Genomic DNA, 13,831 nt, shown 5'->3' on the forward strand with positions numbered 1-13,831 from the left:
CAAGGACGGGGCGATTGGCTCACCCGGATCGGGGCATGGCAAACATGAAAGGCGCCGGCAATGCTGCCGGCGTGGCGAATAGAGCATGAAAGGCGGCAAGATGCAGATGAATTCGGCCAGGACGGCTGGTGCATTGGCAAACGGGGAAAATGCAAGACAAGCGCTCCCGCAAGCAGGAGCGCAAACAACGGACGCGGGGGTTCCATCCGACATGAAGCAAGACGCGCTTTTCGACCGAGTCAGCGCGCGCCTGAAGGCGCAGGTCGGTCCCGACGTCTATGCGAGCTGGTTCGGACGCCTGAAGATTCACTCCGTTTCCAAGAGCCTTGTGCGTCTTTCCGTTCCCACGACATTCCTGAAGTCGTGGATCAACAACCGGTATCTCGATCTCATCACCTCGCTCTTCCAGCAGGAAGACGCCGAGATCCTGAAGGTGGAGATCCTGGTGCGTACCGCCACCCGCGGTGCCCGCGCCGGCGCCGTGGAGGATGCCGTCGTCGAGCAGCCCGCACCGCAGGCGCAGGCCCGTCGCACCGCCTCCGGCCCGCAGGCGGTCGCCAGCGCCGTCGCATCGGTCGCCGCCGCTGCCCAGCCGCGCGCCACGCAGAACACGAGCCCGCTGTTCGGCTCGCCGCTCGATCCGCGCTACACGTTCGATGCCTTCGTGGAAGGCACGTCGAACCGCGTCGCCCTTGCCGCTGCCCGCACCATCGCGGAAGCCGGCGCCGGCGCCGTGCGCTTCAACCCGCTCTTCGTCCATTCCAGCGTCGGCCTCGGCAAGACGCATCTTCTGCAGGCCATCGCGCTCGGTGCGCTCTCCAGCGCCCGCAATCCGCGCGTCGTCTACCTGACCGCCGAATATTTCATGTGGCGCTTCGCAACGGCCATCCGCGACAACGATGCGCTTTCGCTGAAGGAAACGCTGCGCAACATCGACCTGCTCATCATCGACGACATGCAGTTCCTGCAGGGCAATTCGATCCAGAACGAATTCTGCCATCTGCTGAACATGCTGCTCGATTCCGCCAAGCAGGTCGTCGTCGCCGCCGACCGTGCGCCGTGGGAACTGGAATCGCTCGATCCGCGGGTGCGCTCGCGCCTCCAGGGCGGCGTCGCCATCGAGATGGAAGCGCCTGACTACGAGATGCGCCTGGAAATCCTCAAGCGCCGCCTTGCGGCCGCCCAGCAGGAAGACCAGTCGCTCGATATCTCGCCTGAAATCCTGAGCCATGTCGCCCGCAACATCACGGCGAGCGGCCGCGAACTGGAAGGCGCCTTCAACCAGCTGCTCTTCCGTCGTTCCTTCGAGCCGAACCTGACGATTGAGCGCGTCGACGAACTGCTCGGCCATCTCGTTGCCGCCGGCGAGCCGCGCCGCGTGCGCATCGAGGATATCCAGCGCGTCGTGGCCAAGCACTACAATGTGTCGCGTCAGGAACTCGTCTCGAACCGCCGCACCCGCGTCATCGTCAAGCCGCGCCAGATCGCCATGTATCTGTCTAAGACGCTGACGCCGCGGTCCTTCCCGGAAATCGGCCGCCGCTTCGGCGGACGCGATCACACCACAGTCCTGCATGCCGTACGCAAGATCGAGGAACTGATCTCGGGCGACACCAAGCTCAGCCACGAGATCGAGCTGTTGAAGCGTCTGATCAACGAATAGGAATGAAGGCGAATAGCGAATAGAGGATAGCGAATAGAGTATGGACACCCGTCGCGTTACGGGTATCCCGCTATTCGCTATTCGCTATTCGCTATTCGCTATTCGCTATTCGCTATTCGCTATTCAGCAAGCCAAATCCGCCACCACCGCATCCAGGATCAGCATCCCCGCCGGCGTGCAGCGCAGGCGGGAATTGCCGATGCGCTCGATGAAGCCGTGTTCGATGAGGAACTGTTCGCGGTCCGGGTCCGGGTCGCGGCCCGACAGGCTCTGCCAGCGGGCAAGGTCGACGCCTTCCTTGAGGCGAAGGCCCATCAGGAGCAATTCGTCGGCCTGCGCCTCTCGCTCCAGAAGCTCCTGCTCGATCATGCCGTGACCCTCGGCCTCCACGAGGCCGAGCCAGGCTTCCGGCTTGCGCTCGGTCGCCGTCGCGATCTTCGCGCCGCCGGTCGTCAGGCGTCCATGCGCGCCGGGGCCGATGCCGACATAATCGCCATAGCGCCAGTAGGTCAGGTTATGGCGGCTCTCGCAGCCGGGGCGGGCGTGGTTGGAGACTTCATAAGCCGGCATGCCCTCACGCTCGGTGATCTCCTGCGTTGCCTCGTAGAGCACGGCCGACTGCTCACCGTCTGGCACGATCAGTTTTCCGGCCTTGTGCAGGCCGTAGAAGGGCGTGCCTTCCTCGATGGTGAGCTGGTAGAGCGAAAGGTGGTCGACCGCATAGGAGACCGCCTCCTTGAGCTCCAGGTCCCACTCCGCCACCGTCTGGTTCGGGCGGGCATAGATCAGGTCGAAGGACATGCGCGGAAAGATGTCGCGCGCCAGCCTGATCGCCTTCAGCGCATCGGCGACGTCATGCAGCCGCCCCAGGAATTTCAGGTCGCGGTCGTTCAGCGCCTGCACGCCGAGCGAGACGCGGTTGACGCCGGCGGCGCGATAGCCGCGGAAACGCTCCGCCTCCACGCTGGACGGGTTGGCCTCCAGGGTGATCTCGATACCGTCGGGCACATGCCAGTGCCGCGCGATGCCGTTGAGAATGGCGTCCACCGTTTCCGGCGCCATCAGCGATGGCGTGCCGCCGCCCATGAAGATGCTGGTGACGGTGCGCGAGCCCGTCATGCGGCGCATCGTCGCCATTTCCTTCAGGAACGCCTGCACGAAGCGCGGCTGGTCCACCGGCTGGTGGCGGACATGGCTGTTGAAGTCGCAATAGGGGCATTTGGCGGCGCAGAACGGCCAGTGCACATACACGCCGAAGCCGGGATCGGAGAGATCCGTCAGGATGCTCGGCCGCATGTCGAAGGGCACTGCCGTCATGTGTCGTTTACGCCTTCAGGCAGGTTTCGACGAAGATCTTGAAGGCGCGGGCGCGGTGCGACAGCGCGGCCGCGTCGCCGGGCTTCCAGCCATGCTTTTCCTCCGCACTCATCTCGCCGAACGTCGTCTCGTAGCCTTCCGGCTGGAATATGGGATCATAGCCGAAGCCGCTGGTGCCGCGCGGCGGCCACACGACATGGCCCTCGACTTCGCCGCGGAAGAGTTCGGTATGACCGTCCGGCCAGGCAAGGCAGAGCACGGAGACGAAGCGCGCGGTGCGGTCCTTCGCCTGCGTCGCGCCTTTCTCGGCAAGCGCCTTCTCGACCTTTTCCATGGCCATGGCGAAGTCGCGCGTGCCGGTCGCCGTTTCCGCCCAGTTCGCGGTGTAGACGCCGGGTGCGCCGTCAAGGACATCGATGACGATGCCGGAATCGTCCGAAAGCGCGGGCAGGCCGGAGGCCTTTGCCGAGGCGAGCGCCTTGATGGCGGCATTCTCCTCGAAGGTCGTGCCGGTTTCATCGGGCTCTTCGAAGTTCAGTTCGGCGGCGGATTTCGCCGAGAAGCCGAAGGGACCGATCAGGTCCTCGATCTCGCGGATCTTGCCTGCATTGTGACTGGCGACGACGATCGTCTTGGTGTCGAGCTTGCGCATGAGGTTTCCCTAGGCGATGTTCCACAGGCCGGGCTCGGCACATTCGAGGCTGTTGCCGGCGGGGTCGCGGAAATAGATGGAGCGGGCGCCGTTCGGCCAATGAAAATCCGCTTCGATGGCGATGCCGGCTTCTACGAGCTTTTCGACCCAGAAATCAAGCTCCGGCCCGGGAACGCGAAAGCAGACATGGCCCGGGCCCCGTGCGCCGTGGACCGGTACGGGGAAAGCGTGGGGCGGCGGCGGCTCGATGGTTTCCTGCGGATTGAAGATCAGGAGAACGCCGGGGCCGCAACGGAAGAAGACGTGGCGGTTCGCCTGCCGTGTGATCTTCCGCAGCCCCAGCAGGCCGCCGTAGAAGGTTTCCGCCGCGTCGAGGTCGTCCGCATAGAGCGCGGTTTCGAGAATACCTTCGAGCGCGGCGGCCATGGGCAAATCCCTCTCAGGCGATCGCCTGCTTCTGCATCTCGACGAGTTCGGCAATGCCGTTGCGGGCGAGCAGCATCAGCGAGGCGAATTCCTCCTCGGTGAACGGCTTGCCTTCGGCGGTGCCCTGGATCTCGACGATGCCGCCCGAGCCGGTCATGACGAAGTTCGCGTCGGTTTCCGCGGCGGAGTCCTCGAGATAATCGAGGTCGATCACCGACTGGGCGGCGAAGATGCCGCAGGAGATGGCCGCGACATGATCCTTCAGGACCTTTTCGGTCTTGATCATGCTGCGGGCTTCCATCCACTTCAGGCAGTCGTGCAGGGCAACCCACGCGCCGGTGATGGAGGCGGTGCGGGTGCCGCCATCGGCCTGGATGACGTCGCAGTCGATGGTGATCTGGCGTTCGCCGAGCGCTTCGAGATCGACGATGGCACGCAGCGACCGGCCGATCAGGCGCTGGATCTCCTGCGTGCGGCCGCCCTGCTTGCCGGCTGCGGCCTCGCGCTTCATGCGGTCGCCGGTGGCGCGGGGCAGCATGCCGTACTCGGCGGTCACCCAGCCCTTGCCGCTGTTGCGCAGCCACGGCGGCGTCTTGTCCTCAAGGCTTGCGGTGACCAGAACATGCGTGTCTCCGAACTTGACGAGACAGGATCCCTCGGCATGCTTGGAAACGTTGCGCTCGAAAGAAACCTTGCGCATCTGATCGGTTTTTCTGCCGGACGGCCGCATTGCGAACTCCTCATTGGTATGGTGGGAGTGCTTTAGACCGTTTCGCCGGGCGAGGGAATGCCGGTGCGGCAACTGGTTGGAAAATCCGTTTTGCGCTGCCCTCGGAAATCACTATATTCCGGGGGAGTAACAGGGTTGCAGACAGACGATGGTTTTGAGATCTCCGGGTCCTGACGTTCAGGCGGCACTGGACGAACGTTCGGGGGAAGTCTTCCGCCGCATCGTGGAAAGCTATCTGGAAAGCGGCGAGCCGCTGGGTTCGCGAAACCTTTCCCGTATCCTGCCCATGTCGCTCTCGCCGGCCTCCGTGCGCAATGTGATGAGCGATCTGGAAGAGCTTGGGCTGATCTACTCCCCCCATGTCAGCGCCGGACGGCTGCCCACGCAGCTCGGCCTGCGCTTTTTCGTCGATGCCTTCATGCAGGTCGGCAATATCTCGGCGGAGGACCGCGCCTCCATCGAGCGGCATGTGCGCCCGCATGGCCAGAAGCACGGGGCGGTCGAGACCATGATGAGCGAGGCGAGCCAGGCGCTGTCGGGCATGTCGCGCGGCGCTGGCCTCGTCATCACCACCAAGAACGACGCCGTTCTCAAGCATGTCGAGTTCATCCGCCTGGAGCCGACCAAGGCGCTGGTCGTTCTCGTCGGCGATCACGACCAAGTGGAAAACCGCATCATCGAGCTTCCGGCCGGCGTCACCAGCTCTCAGCTCACCGAGGCCGCCAATTTCCTCAACGCGCACCTGGCCGGCAACACGCTGCTGGAAGCGCGCTCGCAGCTTGAGCGGCTGCGCGGCGAGATCAGCCGCGAGCTCGACCGGCTGTCGCAGGATCTCGTCGAACGCGGCCTTGCCGTCTGGTCGGGCGACTTCGAGGAAAACAAGGCGACGCGGCTCATCGTGCGCGGCCGGGCCAATCTTCTGGAAGGGCTGGCCGGCGCCGACGATATCGATCGCCTGCGCCTGCTCTTCGACGACCTCGAGCGCAAGGAGAGCCTGATCGAGCTCTTGAACCTCGCCGAGACCGGCCCGGGGGTCCGCATCTTCATCGGCTCGGAGAACAAGCTGTTCTCGCTGTCCGGCTCGTCCCTCATCGTTGCGCCCTATCGCGACGGCGACGACAAGATCGTCGGCGCGGTGGGTGTCATCGGCCCGACACGGCTGAATTACTCCCGTATCGTGCCGATGGTGGACTATACAGCGCAGCTGATGTCGCGGCTTTCGCGCTGAGAGCCGCTATTCACCCTTCAGCCCTTGATTTTTCGGGTCTAAACCTCGATATCGGGCCCAAACCCCAACAGTTGCAATTCGGAGTACGTCATGACCGACGAGACCAAGAAACACGGACCTGACGAAGCGGTGGACAGCAATCTCGCCGCGGATGCAGCCGTAGAAGACGCGATCATCGAGGAGGAGGCTGTCGCCACGCCCGATCCGCTGGACGTTCTGCGCGCCGAAAACGCCGATCTCCGTGACAAGTACCTGCGGCTCGCCGCCGAGATGGACAATCTGCGCCGTCGCACCGAACGCGATGTGAAGGACGCCAAGTCCTATTCCGTCGCCGGTTTCGCCCGCGACATGCTGGCGGTCTCCGACAACCTGCGCCGCGCGCTCGACGCCATCCCGGCCGATGCGCTGGAAAACGATGCGAGCCTGAAGGCACTGGCCGAGGGCGTGGAGATGACCGAACGTTCCATGCTCGGCGCCCTCGAACGCCACGGCGTACGCAAGCTCGATCCGATGGGCGAGAAGTTCGACCCGAACTTCCACCAGGCGATGTTCGAAGTGCCCAATCCCGATGTCCCCAACAACACGGTCGTTCAGGTCGTGCAGGCCGGCTTCACGATCGGTGAGCGCGTGCTGCGCCCGGCCATGGTCGGTGTGGCCAAGGGCGGCCCGAAGGCGCCCTCCGGCGAGGCGAATGCCGCGGACGCCTGATCGCGCGAGAGGTTCAACGACACAAACAAAAACCGGCGGCCGAAAGGCCGCCGGTTTTTTCATGTAGAGATGGCCGGCCTCAGGCTGCGGATGCCTGTTCCTCGCTGAGGCAGGCATAGATCGCGCTCTCGCTGTCGGAGGCGCGCAGCTTGGCGACCATCGCGGGATCGCGCAGCACGCGCGCAATGCGCGACAGGGCCTTGAGGTGATCTGCGCCTGCGCCTTCCGGCGCCAGGAGCAGGAAGACGAGATCGACCGGCTGATCGTCGAGCGCTTCGAAATCCACGGGGGTTTCGAGCCTCGCGAAAAGGCCGACGATCTGGGTAAGCGCCCTCAGCTTGCCGTGCGGGATGGCGATGCCATTGCCCACGCCGGTCGAGCCGAGCCGTTCACGCTGAAGGATGACGTCGAAGATCTCACGTTCCGGAATCCCGGTGATCTTGGCCGCTTTTGTCGCCAGTTCCTGAAGCAGCTGCTTCTTGGAATTGGCCTTCATCGCCGGAATAATCGCACTCTGCTGCAGTAGACCTGCCAATGCCATGCTTTTGTCCTCGTGCGCTGCGTGAAGGGGTTGAAGAGACGTGGTGCCGGTCAGCGGCACCACGTTCCCCCACTCAGCCTTTGATATTGGCTGCGTCGATCCAGCCAATATTTCCGTCGTTGCGTCGGTAGACGATATTGAGCTGCTCCGAGCCGGCGCTGCGGAAGAGAAGAACCGGATCGTCCGTCATGTCGAGCGCCATGACGGCACTTGCGACAGACATCGTCCTCAGTTTCTTCGTGCTTTCCGCAACGATGGTCGGTGCGTAGTCCTCGGGAAGCTCGTCGTCTTCGTCGGGGACCGAATCCATCACCGTGTAGGCTACTTCTGCAAAGGCATCGTGACCGTTGCCGTTATGGTGTGCCTTGAGCTTGCGCTTGTACCGGCGCAGGCGCTTCTCGATCCGTTCCGAGGCCGACTGGAAAGCGGCCAGAGGATCGTTTGCTTCGCCATTTGCCTGCAAGGCCATCCCCGTATCGAGGTGGATCTTGCAGTCCGCGCTGTACCGCGATCCCGCTTTTTCTACGGTGACCTGGCTCGAATATCCTCCGTCGAAATATTTGGTTACGGCGTCTCCCATCTGCTCTTCAATGCGCTGACGGAAAGTTTCACCGATTTCCATATGTTTACCGGATACACGCACACTCATGGAGGTTTCCTCTCTTTCGTGATTTGCGTGCAACAGTCTATTCCAACCTCATCCACGTTCCAAGCTTTTCACGCATGTGATGTCGCGGGTATCGCCTGATAAAGGAAAACGGGGATATGTCTGGAATTCCGGCCTGTCTTCCCATTGGAATTGGGGCGCGCATTAGCCCGTCTGGCCGGTGAAGTCAATCGGCGGATTCAGCGATCGTTAACTTCCGGCCGCCGGAAGGTGGTTTGTGCAGGCCTGTTTTACGAGGCCGTGGCCCTGGCAAGCGCCCGCTTCTCCCGGCGCCGCTGCACGGAGGACGGGATGTTCATCGCCTCGCGGTACTTGGCGACCGTGCGGCGCGCGAGATCCACACCCCCCTTGCGCAGGGCATCGACGATGTCGTCGTCGGAGAGCACCGCGGCAGGGTCCTCCTGCGTGATCATGGCGCGAATACGGTGGCGAACGCTTTCGGCGGAATGGGAATCGCCGCCTTCCGCCGAGCCGATCGAGACGGTGAAGAAATATTTCAGCTCGAAGAGGCCGCGCGGCGTCAGCATGTATTTGTTGGACGTGACGCGGCTCACCGTCGATTCGTGCATCTTGATCGCGTCGGCAACCGTCTTGAGGTTCAGCGGGCGCAGATGATCGACGCCGTGCATGAGGAAAGCATCCTGCTGGCGCACGATCTCGGTGGCCACCTTCATGATGGTGCGGGCGCGCTGGTCGAGGCTGCGGGTTAGCCAGTTGGCCGTCTGGAGGCATTCATTGAGGAAGCCGTGGTCTTCGCTGTCGCGGCGCGTGCGGCTGGAGACGTTGGCGTAATAGTCGCGGTTCACGAGGACGCGCGGCAGCGTGTCGGCGTTGAGCTCGATGTGCCAGGAGCCGTCAGGGGCAGCCCGCACGATGATGTCGGGCACCACGGCTTCCGATGCGCCCGTCTCGTAGCGCGTGCCCGGCTTGGGATCGAGCTTGCGGATTTCCGCCAGCATGTCCAGGAGGTCTTCCTCGCCCACGCCGCACAGCTTCTTGAGCGTGGCGAAATCGCGCCGGGCGAGCAGCTCGAGATTGCCCACGAGCGCGGCCATGGCCGGATCGAACCGGTCGAGCGCCTTCAGCTGGAGAGCGAGGCATTCGCTGAGCGAGCGGGCAAACACGCCGTGCGGCTCCAGCTGCTGCAGGCTCGCGAGAACGCGCTCCACCTCGGCCACCGGCTTGGCGAGCTTCAGCGCCGTTTCGGCGATATTGCCCTGCAGATAACCGGCATCGTCGAGCTGGTCGACAAGATGCTGAGCGATCAGCCTGTCGACGGGACTTGCGAGCGCGAAGGGGATCTGCTCGTTCAGGATATCGCGCAGCGTCTTTCGTGCGGCCACGAAGTCGTCGAGGTCATAGCCTTCGCCCGCCTCGCTGCCGGGCATCGACTTCCATTGGCCGATCAGCTCCGGGGCATCCGCGGCCCGCGGGCCGGCATCATCCGGAAACACATTGTCGAGGCCGCCGTCGAAGGTTTCGGAGGCGTCGCCCGCGCTGCCCATCGTGGCATTGTCGTAGAGATCCGGCTGGCCGGCATCCTCACTGCCCATGCTTTCGGCAGGGCCGCGGTCGTCATTGACGAGAATATGGTCACTTGGCCCGCCACCGCCGCCATCGTCGGCCGGTGCGATTTCGAGCAGCGGATTCTTCTCGACTTCCTGCTCGATGAACTGGTTGAGCTCGAAATGCGTCATCTGCAGCAGCTGAATCGACTGCATCAGCTGCGGTGTCATGACCAGCGACTGGCTTTGGCGCAGAAAAAGGCTGGCTGCGAGTGCCATTCGGACGCGTTACTCCCCGGAAAAAACAGTTTCCGTCCGCCACGGTGGACGTGGCAAAATCCAACTGGCCCAAAAATTGCTTTTTTAGGGGGTTTGGTCAAGTCACAGCGACGAACTTGGTGAAGATCGCCGCTGTCGTCTCAAAGACTGAAGTTATCGCCGAGATAAAGGCGGCGGACATCGGGATTGTTGACGATGTCGTTCGCCCGGCCGTGGGTCAGCACTTCGCCGGCATGGATGATATAGGCCCGGTCGATCAGGCCGAGCGTCTCGCGCACATTGTGGTCGGTGATGAGAACGCCGATGCCGCGCGAGGTGAGGTGGCGCACCAGCGCCTGGATATCGGAGACCGAAATGGGGTCGACGCCGGCAAAAGGTTCGTCGAGCAGCATGAAGGTCGGGTCGGTGGCGAGCGCGCGGGCGATTTCCAGACGACGGCGCTCGCCGCCCGAAAGAGCCACGGCCGGCGACTTGCGCAGATGGGAAATCGAGAACTCGGCAAGCAGGCTGTCGAGCTTGGCTTCGCGCCGCGCCTTGTCCTTGTCGTGCACTTCCAGCACGGCGCGGATGTTTTCCTCGACCGTCAGGCCGCGAAAGATCGACGCTTCCTGCGGCAGGTAGCCGACGCCGAGCCGCGCGCGGCGGTACATCGGCATGGTGGTCACCTCGTGTCCGTTGATCTCGATCGACCCTTCGTCGACAGGCACAAGCCCGGTGATCATGTAGAAACAGGTGGTCTTGCCCGCGCCGTTCGGCCCCAGCAGCCCGACCGCTTCACCGCGGCGCACCACGAGCGACACGCCGTTGACGACACGCCTGTCGCGATAGGTCTTGGTCAGCCCACGCGCGATGAGGGTGCCCTCATAGCGTGCCAGATCCGCTGCGTGCGGAGCGTGATGCTGCGCAGCATTCTTCGGAGCGCGCGTCAGACGGGAGAGCAGGGAAGGAGCCACTGGGTAAAACGCTATATCAGTTCGTTTGCTTGCGGGACTTGGGATCCAGCTGGATCATCACGCGGCCGCCGCAGGCATCGAGCGTGGCCTCGCCGGTACGCATGGCCACATTGAGCTGGCAGCCGACGAAGACGTTTTCGCCTTCCGAGAGCACGACCTTCTTGCCCTTCAGCTGCATGGTCTCGTTGACCATGTTGAAGGTGCCGGTGTCGCCGGTCGCCTCCTGCTTGTCAGACTTGAGATAGACCTTGTCGAAGACGTCGATCTTCTCGATGTCGGCATTGCCGCTGGCCACCGAGCCTTCGCCCGACTTGTAATAGACCACCATCCGGCCCGCCTGCATCGTGGTGGTGCCCTGCACGACCTTCACATTGCCGGTGAACTCGGCCTTGCGCTCCTGGTCGCGGATCTCGAGCTTGTCGCTCTGGATCTGGATGGGTTGGTCGTTGGAGAGCTGCATGCCCGTCATCTGGCTCGTCTGCTGGGCACCGGCGGGACCGGCGGCAAACGCGAAGCCCGCGACAAGAACCAAAAGGCTGGTGGCCCGGACAGGGGCGGAGAGGGTGGCGAACATGGGGCTCTTACTGTTCTTTGTTGCGGATAGCGGCCGGGTCGACATCGACGACGACCTTGCCCTCGAAGACGACGACCTTGCCTTTATCCGTCATTCGCAGCGACTGCGCAACAATGGATGCGCCGCTGGATTTGATCGAGACGGGCTTGTCCGTCGACATCGTGCCACCGTTGATATCGAGCTGGGCGGACTGGAAGGCGGCATCGAGGCCGGTATTGAGGTGGATGGTGAAGGGTGCAACCATGTCGAGCAGGTTGCGGCCGCGGTCGTAGATGCCGTTCTGGGCGACGACTTCCGCCACCGTGGATTCGTTCATCGGCATTTTCGCGAGGATGTCGTGAAGCTCGATGACGTCGGGCTGCTTCATGTCCTGCAGCGCACGTTCGGCCTTCATGGAATAGCTAATGCCGTCCTGGTTGCGGCCGGCGATGGCCGGATTGCGCATCACGATCTTGCCGTCCTCGATCGATGCGCTCTCCACCTGGAGGTCGGACGGGAGATAGGTGCGCACGATGGAAACCACGGCGAAGACGGCCCCGATGACGAGGGCGGCGACAGGCAGGGCGATCTTCAGCAGGCGCACGCGCGAGGAGTGCCGCGTCGCGAGGCGGTAGGCCTCCACGGAATTGCCTGTGCTCTGCGCACCCGTCGGTGTGTCTGCCGCGCTGTTCAGCATCCTGCCTGCTTGAATTCGAGTATCGGCAAATCGGGTCGCCCTTGGTAACGGCTCCCATATGGCGATTATTCCTGAACAAACAATGGATGCCAAGAAAGTTCAGCGACGAATTGCCATTTGCACGGCCAATGCCATATCGATAGGGCCTTCGGCAAGTCACCCCAGGGTCGGCTTCCATAGGGAATGAGGACAGGGAATGGATCACTCCGCCATCGCCGACCGCCGGCAACTGCGTCGCAAACTCACGTTCTGGCGCGTCGTCGCCATCCTGATCGCGCTTGCCGTCATCCTTGCGGCCGTCGCCTGGCGCTGGCCGGATGCGGGCGCAGGCGACCATATCGCGCGCGTCGAGATTTCCGGCATCATCCAGGACGACAAGGACCTGCTGGAGCGCCTCGACCGCATCGCCAACAACGACCGCGCGAAAGCCCTGGTGGTGACGATTTCCTCGCCGGGCGGCACGACCTATGGCGGCGAGGTCATCTTCAAGGCGCTGCGCAAGGTGGCGGAAAAGAAGCCCGTCGTCTCGGATGTGCGCACGCTCGCCGCCTCCGCCGGCTACATGATCGCAACCGCCGGCGACACGATCATCGCGGGTGAAAGTTCGATTACCGGCTCCATCGGCGTTCTCTTCCAGTATCCGCAGTTGAAGGACCTCATGGACAAGGTCGGTGTCTCCCTGGAGGAGATCAAGTCGGCGCCGCTGAAGGCCGAGCCGTCGCCGTTCCATCCCGCCAGCGAAGAGGCCAAGACCATGATCCGCGCCATGGTGATGGACAGCTACGACTGGTTCGTCGATCTGGTCGCCGAGCGCCGCAAACTGCCGCGCGCCGAGGTGCTGCGCCTTGCCGACGGCAGCATTTTCACCGGCCGGCAGGCGCTCGCCGCCAAGCTGGTGGATACGCTGGGCGGGCCGGAGGCGATCCGCGCCTATCTCGCCGAGCGCAAGGTCTCGGCCGACCTTCCCATCATCGACTATGCGCCGGCCGGCCGCAGCGGCTTCCCGTTCCTCGGTTCAGGCGCGCTCGATTTCGTCCGTTCGCTTCTCGGCATGCCGCTCGACCTGCAGCCGACGATCGAAAAACTGGGCGGCCAAAAGTTGTTTCTTGACGGTCTTGTCTCCGTTTGGCAGGTTGACCATGATTGAAAAACAAGAGTTTTTGAGGGGGATACAGTGATCAAGTCCGAACTGGTTCAGATTGTCGCCGCTCGCAATCCACACCTCTACCATCGCGACGTCGAGAATATCGTCAATGCCGTGCTCGACGAGATCACCGATGCGCTTGCCGCAGGTAACCGGGTCGAGTTGCGCGGCTTCGGGGCCTTTTCGGTCAAGAACCGCCCCTCGCGCTCCGGCCGCAACCCGCGCACCGGCGATGCGGTCTTCGTCGAAGAGAAGTGGGTTCCCTTCTTCAAGACCGGCAAGGAACTGCGTGAACGCCTCAATCCCGGTCAGGCCGACCAGGACGATTGAGGCGATTAGCCAAGGGTTCCGCGGGGTTACGCGCGGAGCCGCAGGAATGGAGGCAGGGCGCCCACGGGTGCCTCGCGCCGGAAAGGTGACGTCATGGTCAAGAGAGTTTTCAACGTCGTCGTGCTGATCCCGATCGGCATCCTGCTGATCGTTCTGTCGGTCGCCAATCGCCAGCCCGTGACCCTGGCGCTCAATCCCTTCCGGCCGGAAGACAGCGTGCTGTCCGTCACCGCGCCCTTCTTCGTCTACCTGTTCCTCGCCACGATCCTCGGCCTTGTGCTGGGTGCGCTGATCACCTGGTTTACCCAGGGCAAGTACCGCAAGCGTGCCCGTATCGAGGCCAACGAGGCGGTGAAGTGGCACAGCGAGGCCGAAAAGCACCGCACCCGCGCCGAAGCGATCGCCTCGCAGGCCGTCCTGCCCTCGCCGGGAAAGTGA

At 63.3% G+C, this 13,831-nt stretch carries 15 protein-coding genes and 1 pseudogene; 6 read left to right on the forward strand and 10 right to left on the reverse strand.

Going from position 1 to position 13,831, the window contains the following annotated elements; genetic code table 11:
* Positions 1 to 211 precede the first annotated feature (211 nt).
* Entirely contained in the window at positions 212 to 1,663 is a 1,452-nt protein-coding gene (dnaA, locus tag K6301_RS00005; RefSeq protein ID WP_425475354.1) for a chromosomal replication initiator protein DnaA, read from the forward strand.
* A gap of 123 nt (positions 1,664 to 1,786) precedes the next feature.
* On the opposite strand, the gene hemW is transcribed toward dnaA, so the two are convergent.
* Genes hemW through rph form a run of 4 tightly spaced genes read right to left on the reverse strand, consistent with a single transcriptional unit; the run spans position 1,787 to position 4,788 of the window.
* The gene (hemW, locus tag K6301_RS00010) at positions 1,787 to 2,980 is read right to left on the reverse strand and encodes a radical SAM family heme chaperone HemW (protein ID WP_425475355.1); all 1,194 of its coding nucleotides are present in this window, start codon (positions 2,978 to 2,980) and stop codon (positions 1,787 to 1,789) included.
* Positions 2,981 to 2,987: 7 nt separating this feature from the next.
* Positions 2,988 to 3,632 (reverse strand): RdgB/HAM1 family non-canonical purine NTP pyrophosphatase, encoded by a 645-nt coding sequence (rdgB, locus tag K6301_RS00015; protein WP_247218458.1) that lies wholly within the window; start codon positions 3,630 to 3,632, stop codon positions 2,988 to 2,990.
* A gap of 9 nt (positions 3,633 to 3,641) precedes the next feature.
* Complete coding sequence (locus K6301_RS00020; RefSeq protein ID WP_247218460.1) at positions 3,642 to 4,058, reverse strand: VOC family protein; 417 nt, start codon at positions 4,056 to 4,058, stop codon at positions 3,642 to 3,644.
* 13 nt (positions 4,059 to 4,071) lie between these two features.
* Complete coding sequence (rph, locus tag K6301_RS00025) at positions 4,072 to 4,788, reverse strand: ribonuclease PH (RefSeq protein ID WP_134648067.1); 717 nt, start codon at positions 4,786 to 4,788, stop codon at positions 4,072 to 4,074.
* Between the two features lie 148 nt (positions 4,789 to 4,936).
* Between rph and hrcA the strand changes: the two genes are divergently transcribed.
* Both hrcA and grpE read left to right on the forward strand, forming a co-directional pair.
* Positions 4,937 to 6,016 (forward strand): heat-inducible transcriptional repressor HrcA, encoded by a 1,080-nt coding sequence (hrcA, locus tag K6301_RS00030; protein WP_247218462.1) that lies wholly within the window; start codon positions 4,937 to 4,939, stop codon positions 6,014 to 6,016.
* A gap of 90 nt (positions 6,017 to 6,106) precedes the next feature.
* Positions 6,107 to 6,724, forward strand: coding sequence for a nucleotide exchange factor GrpE (grpE, locus tag K6301_RS00035; RefSeq protein ID WP_247218464.1), 618 nt, complete (start codon positions 6,107 to 6,109; stop codon positions 6,722 to 6,724).
* A 79-nt stretch (positions 6,725 to 6,803) separates the two neighbouring features.
* Here the strand turns inward: grpE and ptsN are convergent, their stop codons facing one another.
* The 6 genes from ptsN to lptC form a co-directional block, all read right to left on the reverse strand.
* The gene (gene ptsN, locus K6301_RS00040) at positions 6,804 to 7,265 is read right to left on the reverse strand and encodes a PTS IIA-like nitrogen regulatory protein PtsN (RefSeq protein WP_134648061.1); all 462 of its coding nucleotides are present in this window, start codon (positions 7,263 to 7,265) and stop codon (positions 6,804 to 6,806) included.
* Positions 7,266 to 7,338: 73 nt separating this feature from the next.
* Positions 7,339 to 7,914, reverse strand: a complete 576-nt coding sequence (hpf, locus tag K6301_RS00045) for a ribosome hibernation-promoting factor, HPF/YfiA family (RefSeq protein ID WP_134648059.1) — start codon at positions 7,912 to 7,914, stop codon at positions 7,339 to 7,341.
* Between the two features lie 248 nt (positions 7,915 to 8,162).
* Entirely contained in the window at positions 8,163 to 9,716 is a 1,554-nt protein-coding gene (rpoN, locus tag K6301_RS00050; protein ID WP_247218466.1) for an RNA polymerase factor sigma-54, read from the reverse strand.
* A gap of 140 nt (positions 9,717 to 9,856) precedes the next feature.
* Positions 9,857 to 10,645, reverse strand: coding sequence for an LPS export ABC transporter ATP-binding protein (gene lptB, locus K6301_RS00055; protein ID WP_134648230.1), 789 nt, complete (start codon positions 10,643 to 10,645; stop codon positions 9,857 to 9,859).
* Positions 10,646 to 10,685: 40 nt separating this feature from the next.
* A complete protein-coding gene (locus K6301_RS00060; RefSeq protein WP_246665537.1) occupies positions 10,686 to 11,243 on the reverse strand; it encodes an LptA/OstA family protein in 558 nt (185 codons plus the stop codon).
* Positions 11,244 to 11,250: 7 nt separating this feature from the next.
* Complete coding sequence (lptC, locus tag K6301_RS00065; RefSeq protein ID WP_247218468.1) at positions 11,251 to 11,919, reverse strand: LPS export ABC transporter periplasmic protein LptC; 669 nt, start codon at positions 11,917 to 11,919, stop codon at positions 11,251 to 11,253.
* Between the two features lie 196 nt (positions 11,920 to 12,115).
* Here lptC and sppA point away from each other — a divergent pair, with 196 nt between their 5' ends.
* From sppA to K6301_RS00080, 3 genes and pseudogenes are all read left to right on the forward strand, one after another.
* Positions 12,116 to 13,066 (forward strand): signal peptide peptidase SppA, encoded by a 951-nt coding sequence (gene sppA, locus K6301_RS00070; protein ID WP_247218471.1) that lies wholly within the window; start codon positions 12,116 to 12,118, stop codon positions 13,064 to 13,066.
* An 18-nt stretch (positions 13,067 to 13,084) separates the two neighbouring features.
* A pseudogene (locus tag K6301_RS00075) lies at positions 13,085 to 13,393 on the forward strand (integration host factor subunit beta); the annotation flags it as partial.
* Between the two features lie 93 nt (positions 13,394 to 13,486).
* Positions 13,487 to 13,831 carry a LapA family protein gene (locus K6301_RS00080; protein ID WP_134648049.1) on the forward strand — a complete coding sequence of 115 codons (345 nt, stop codon included), beginning with the start codon at positions 13,487 to 13,489 and terminating at the stop codon, positions 13,829 to 13,831.

It is taken from the genome of Shinella oryzae (assembly GCF_023038235.1).
GTDB classification, from domain to species: domain Bacteria; phylum Pseudomonadota; class Alphaproteobacteria; order Rhizobiales; family Rhizobiaceae; genus Shinella; species Shinella sumterensis.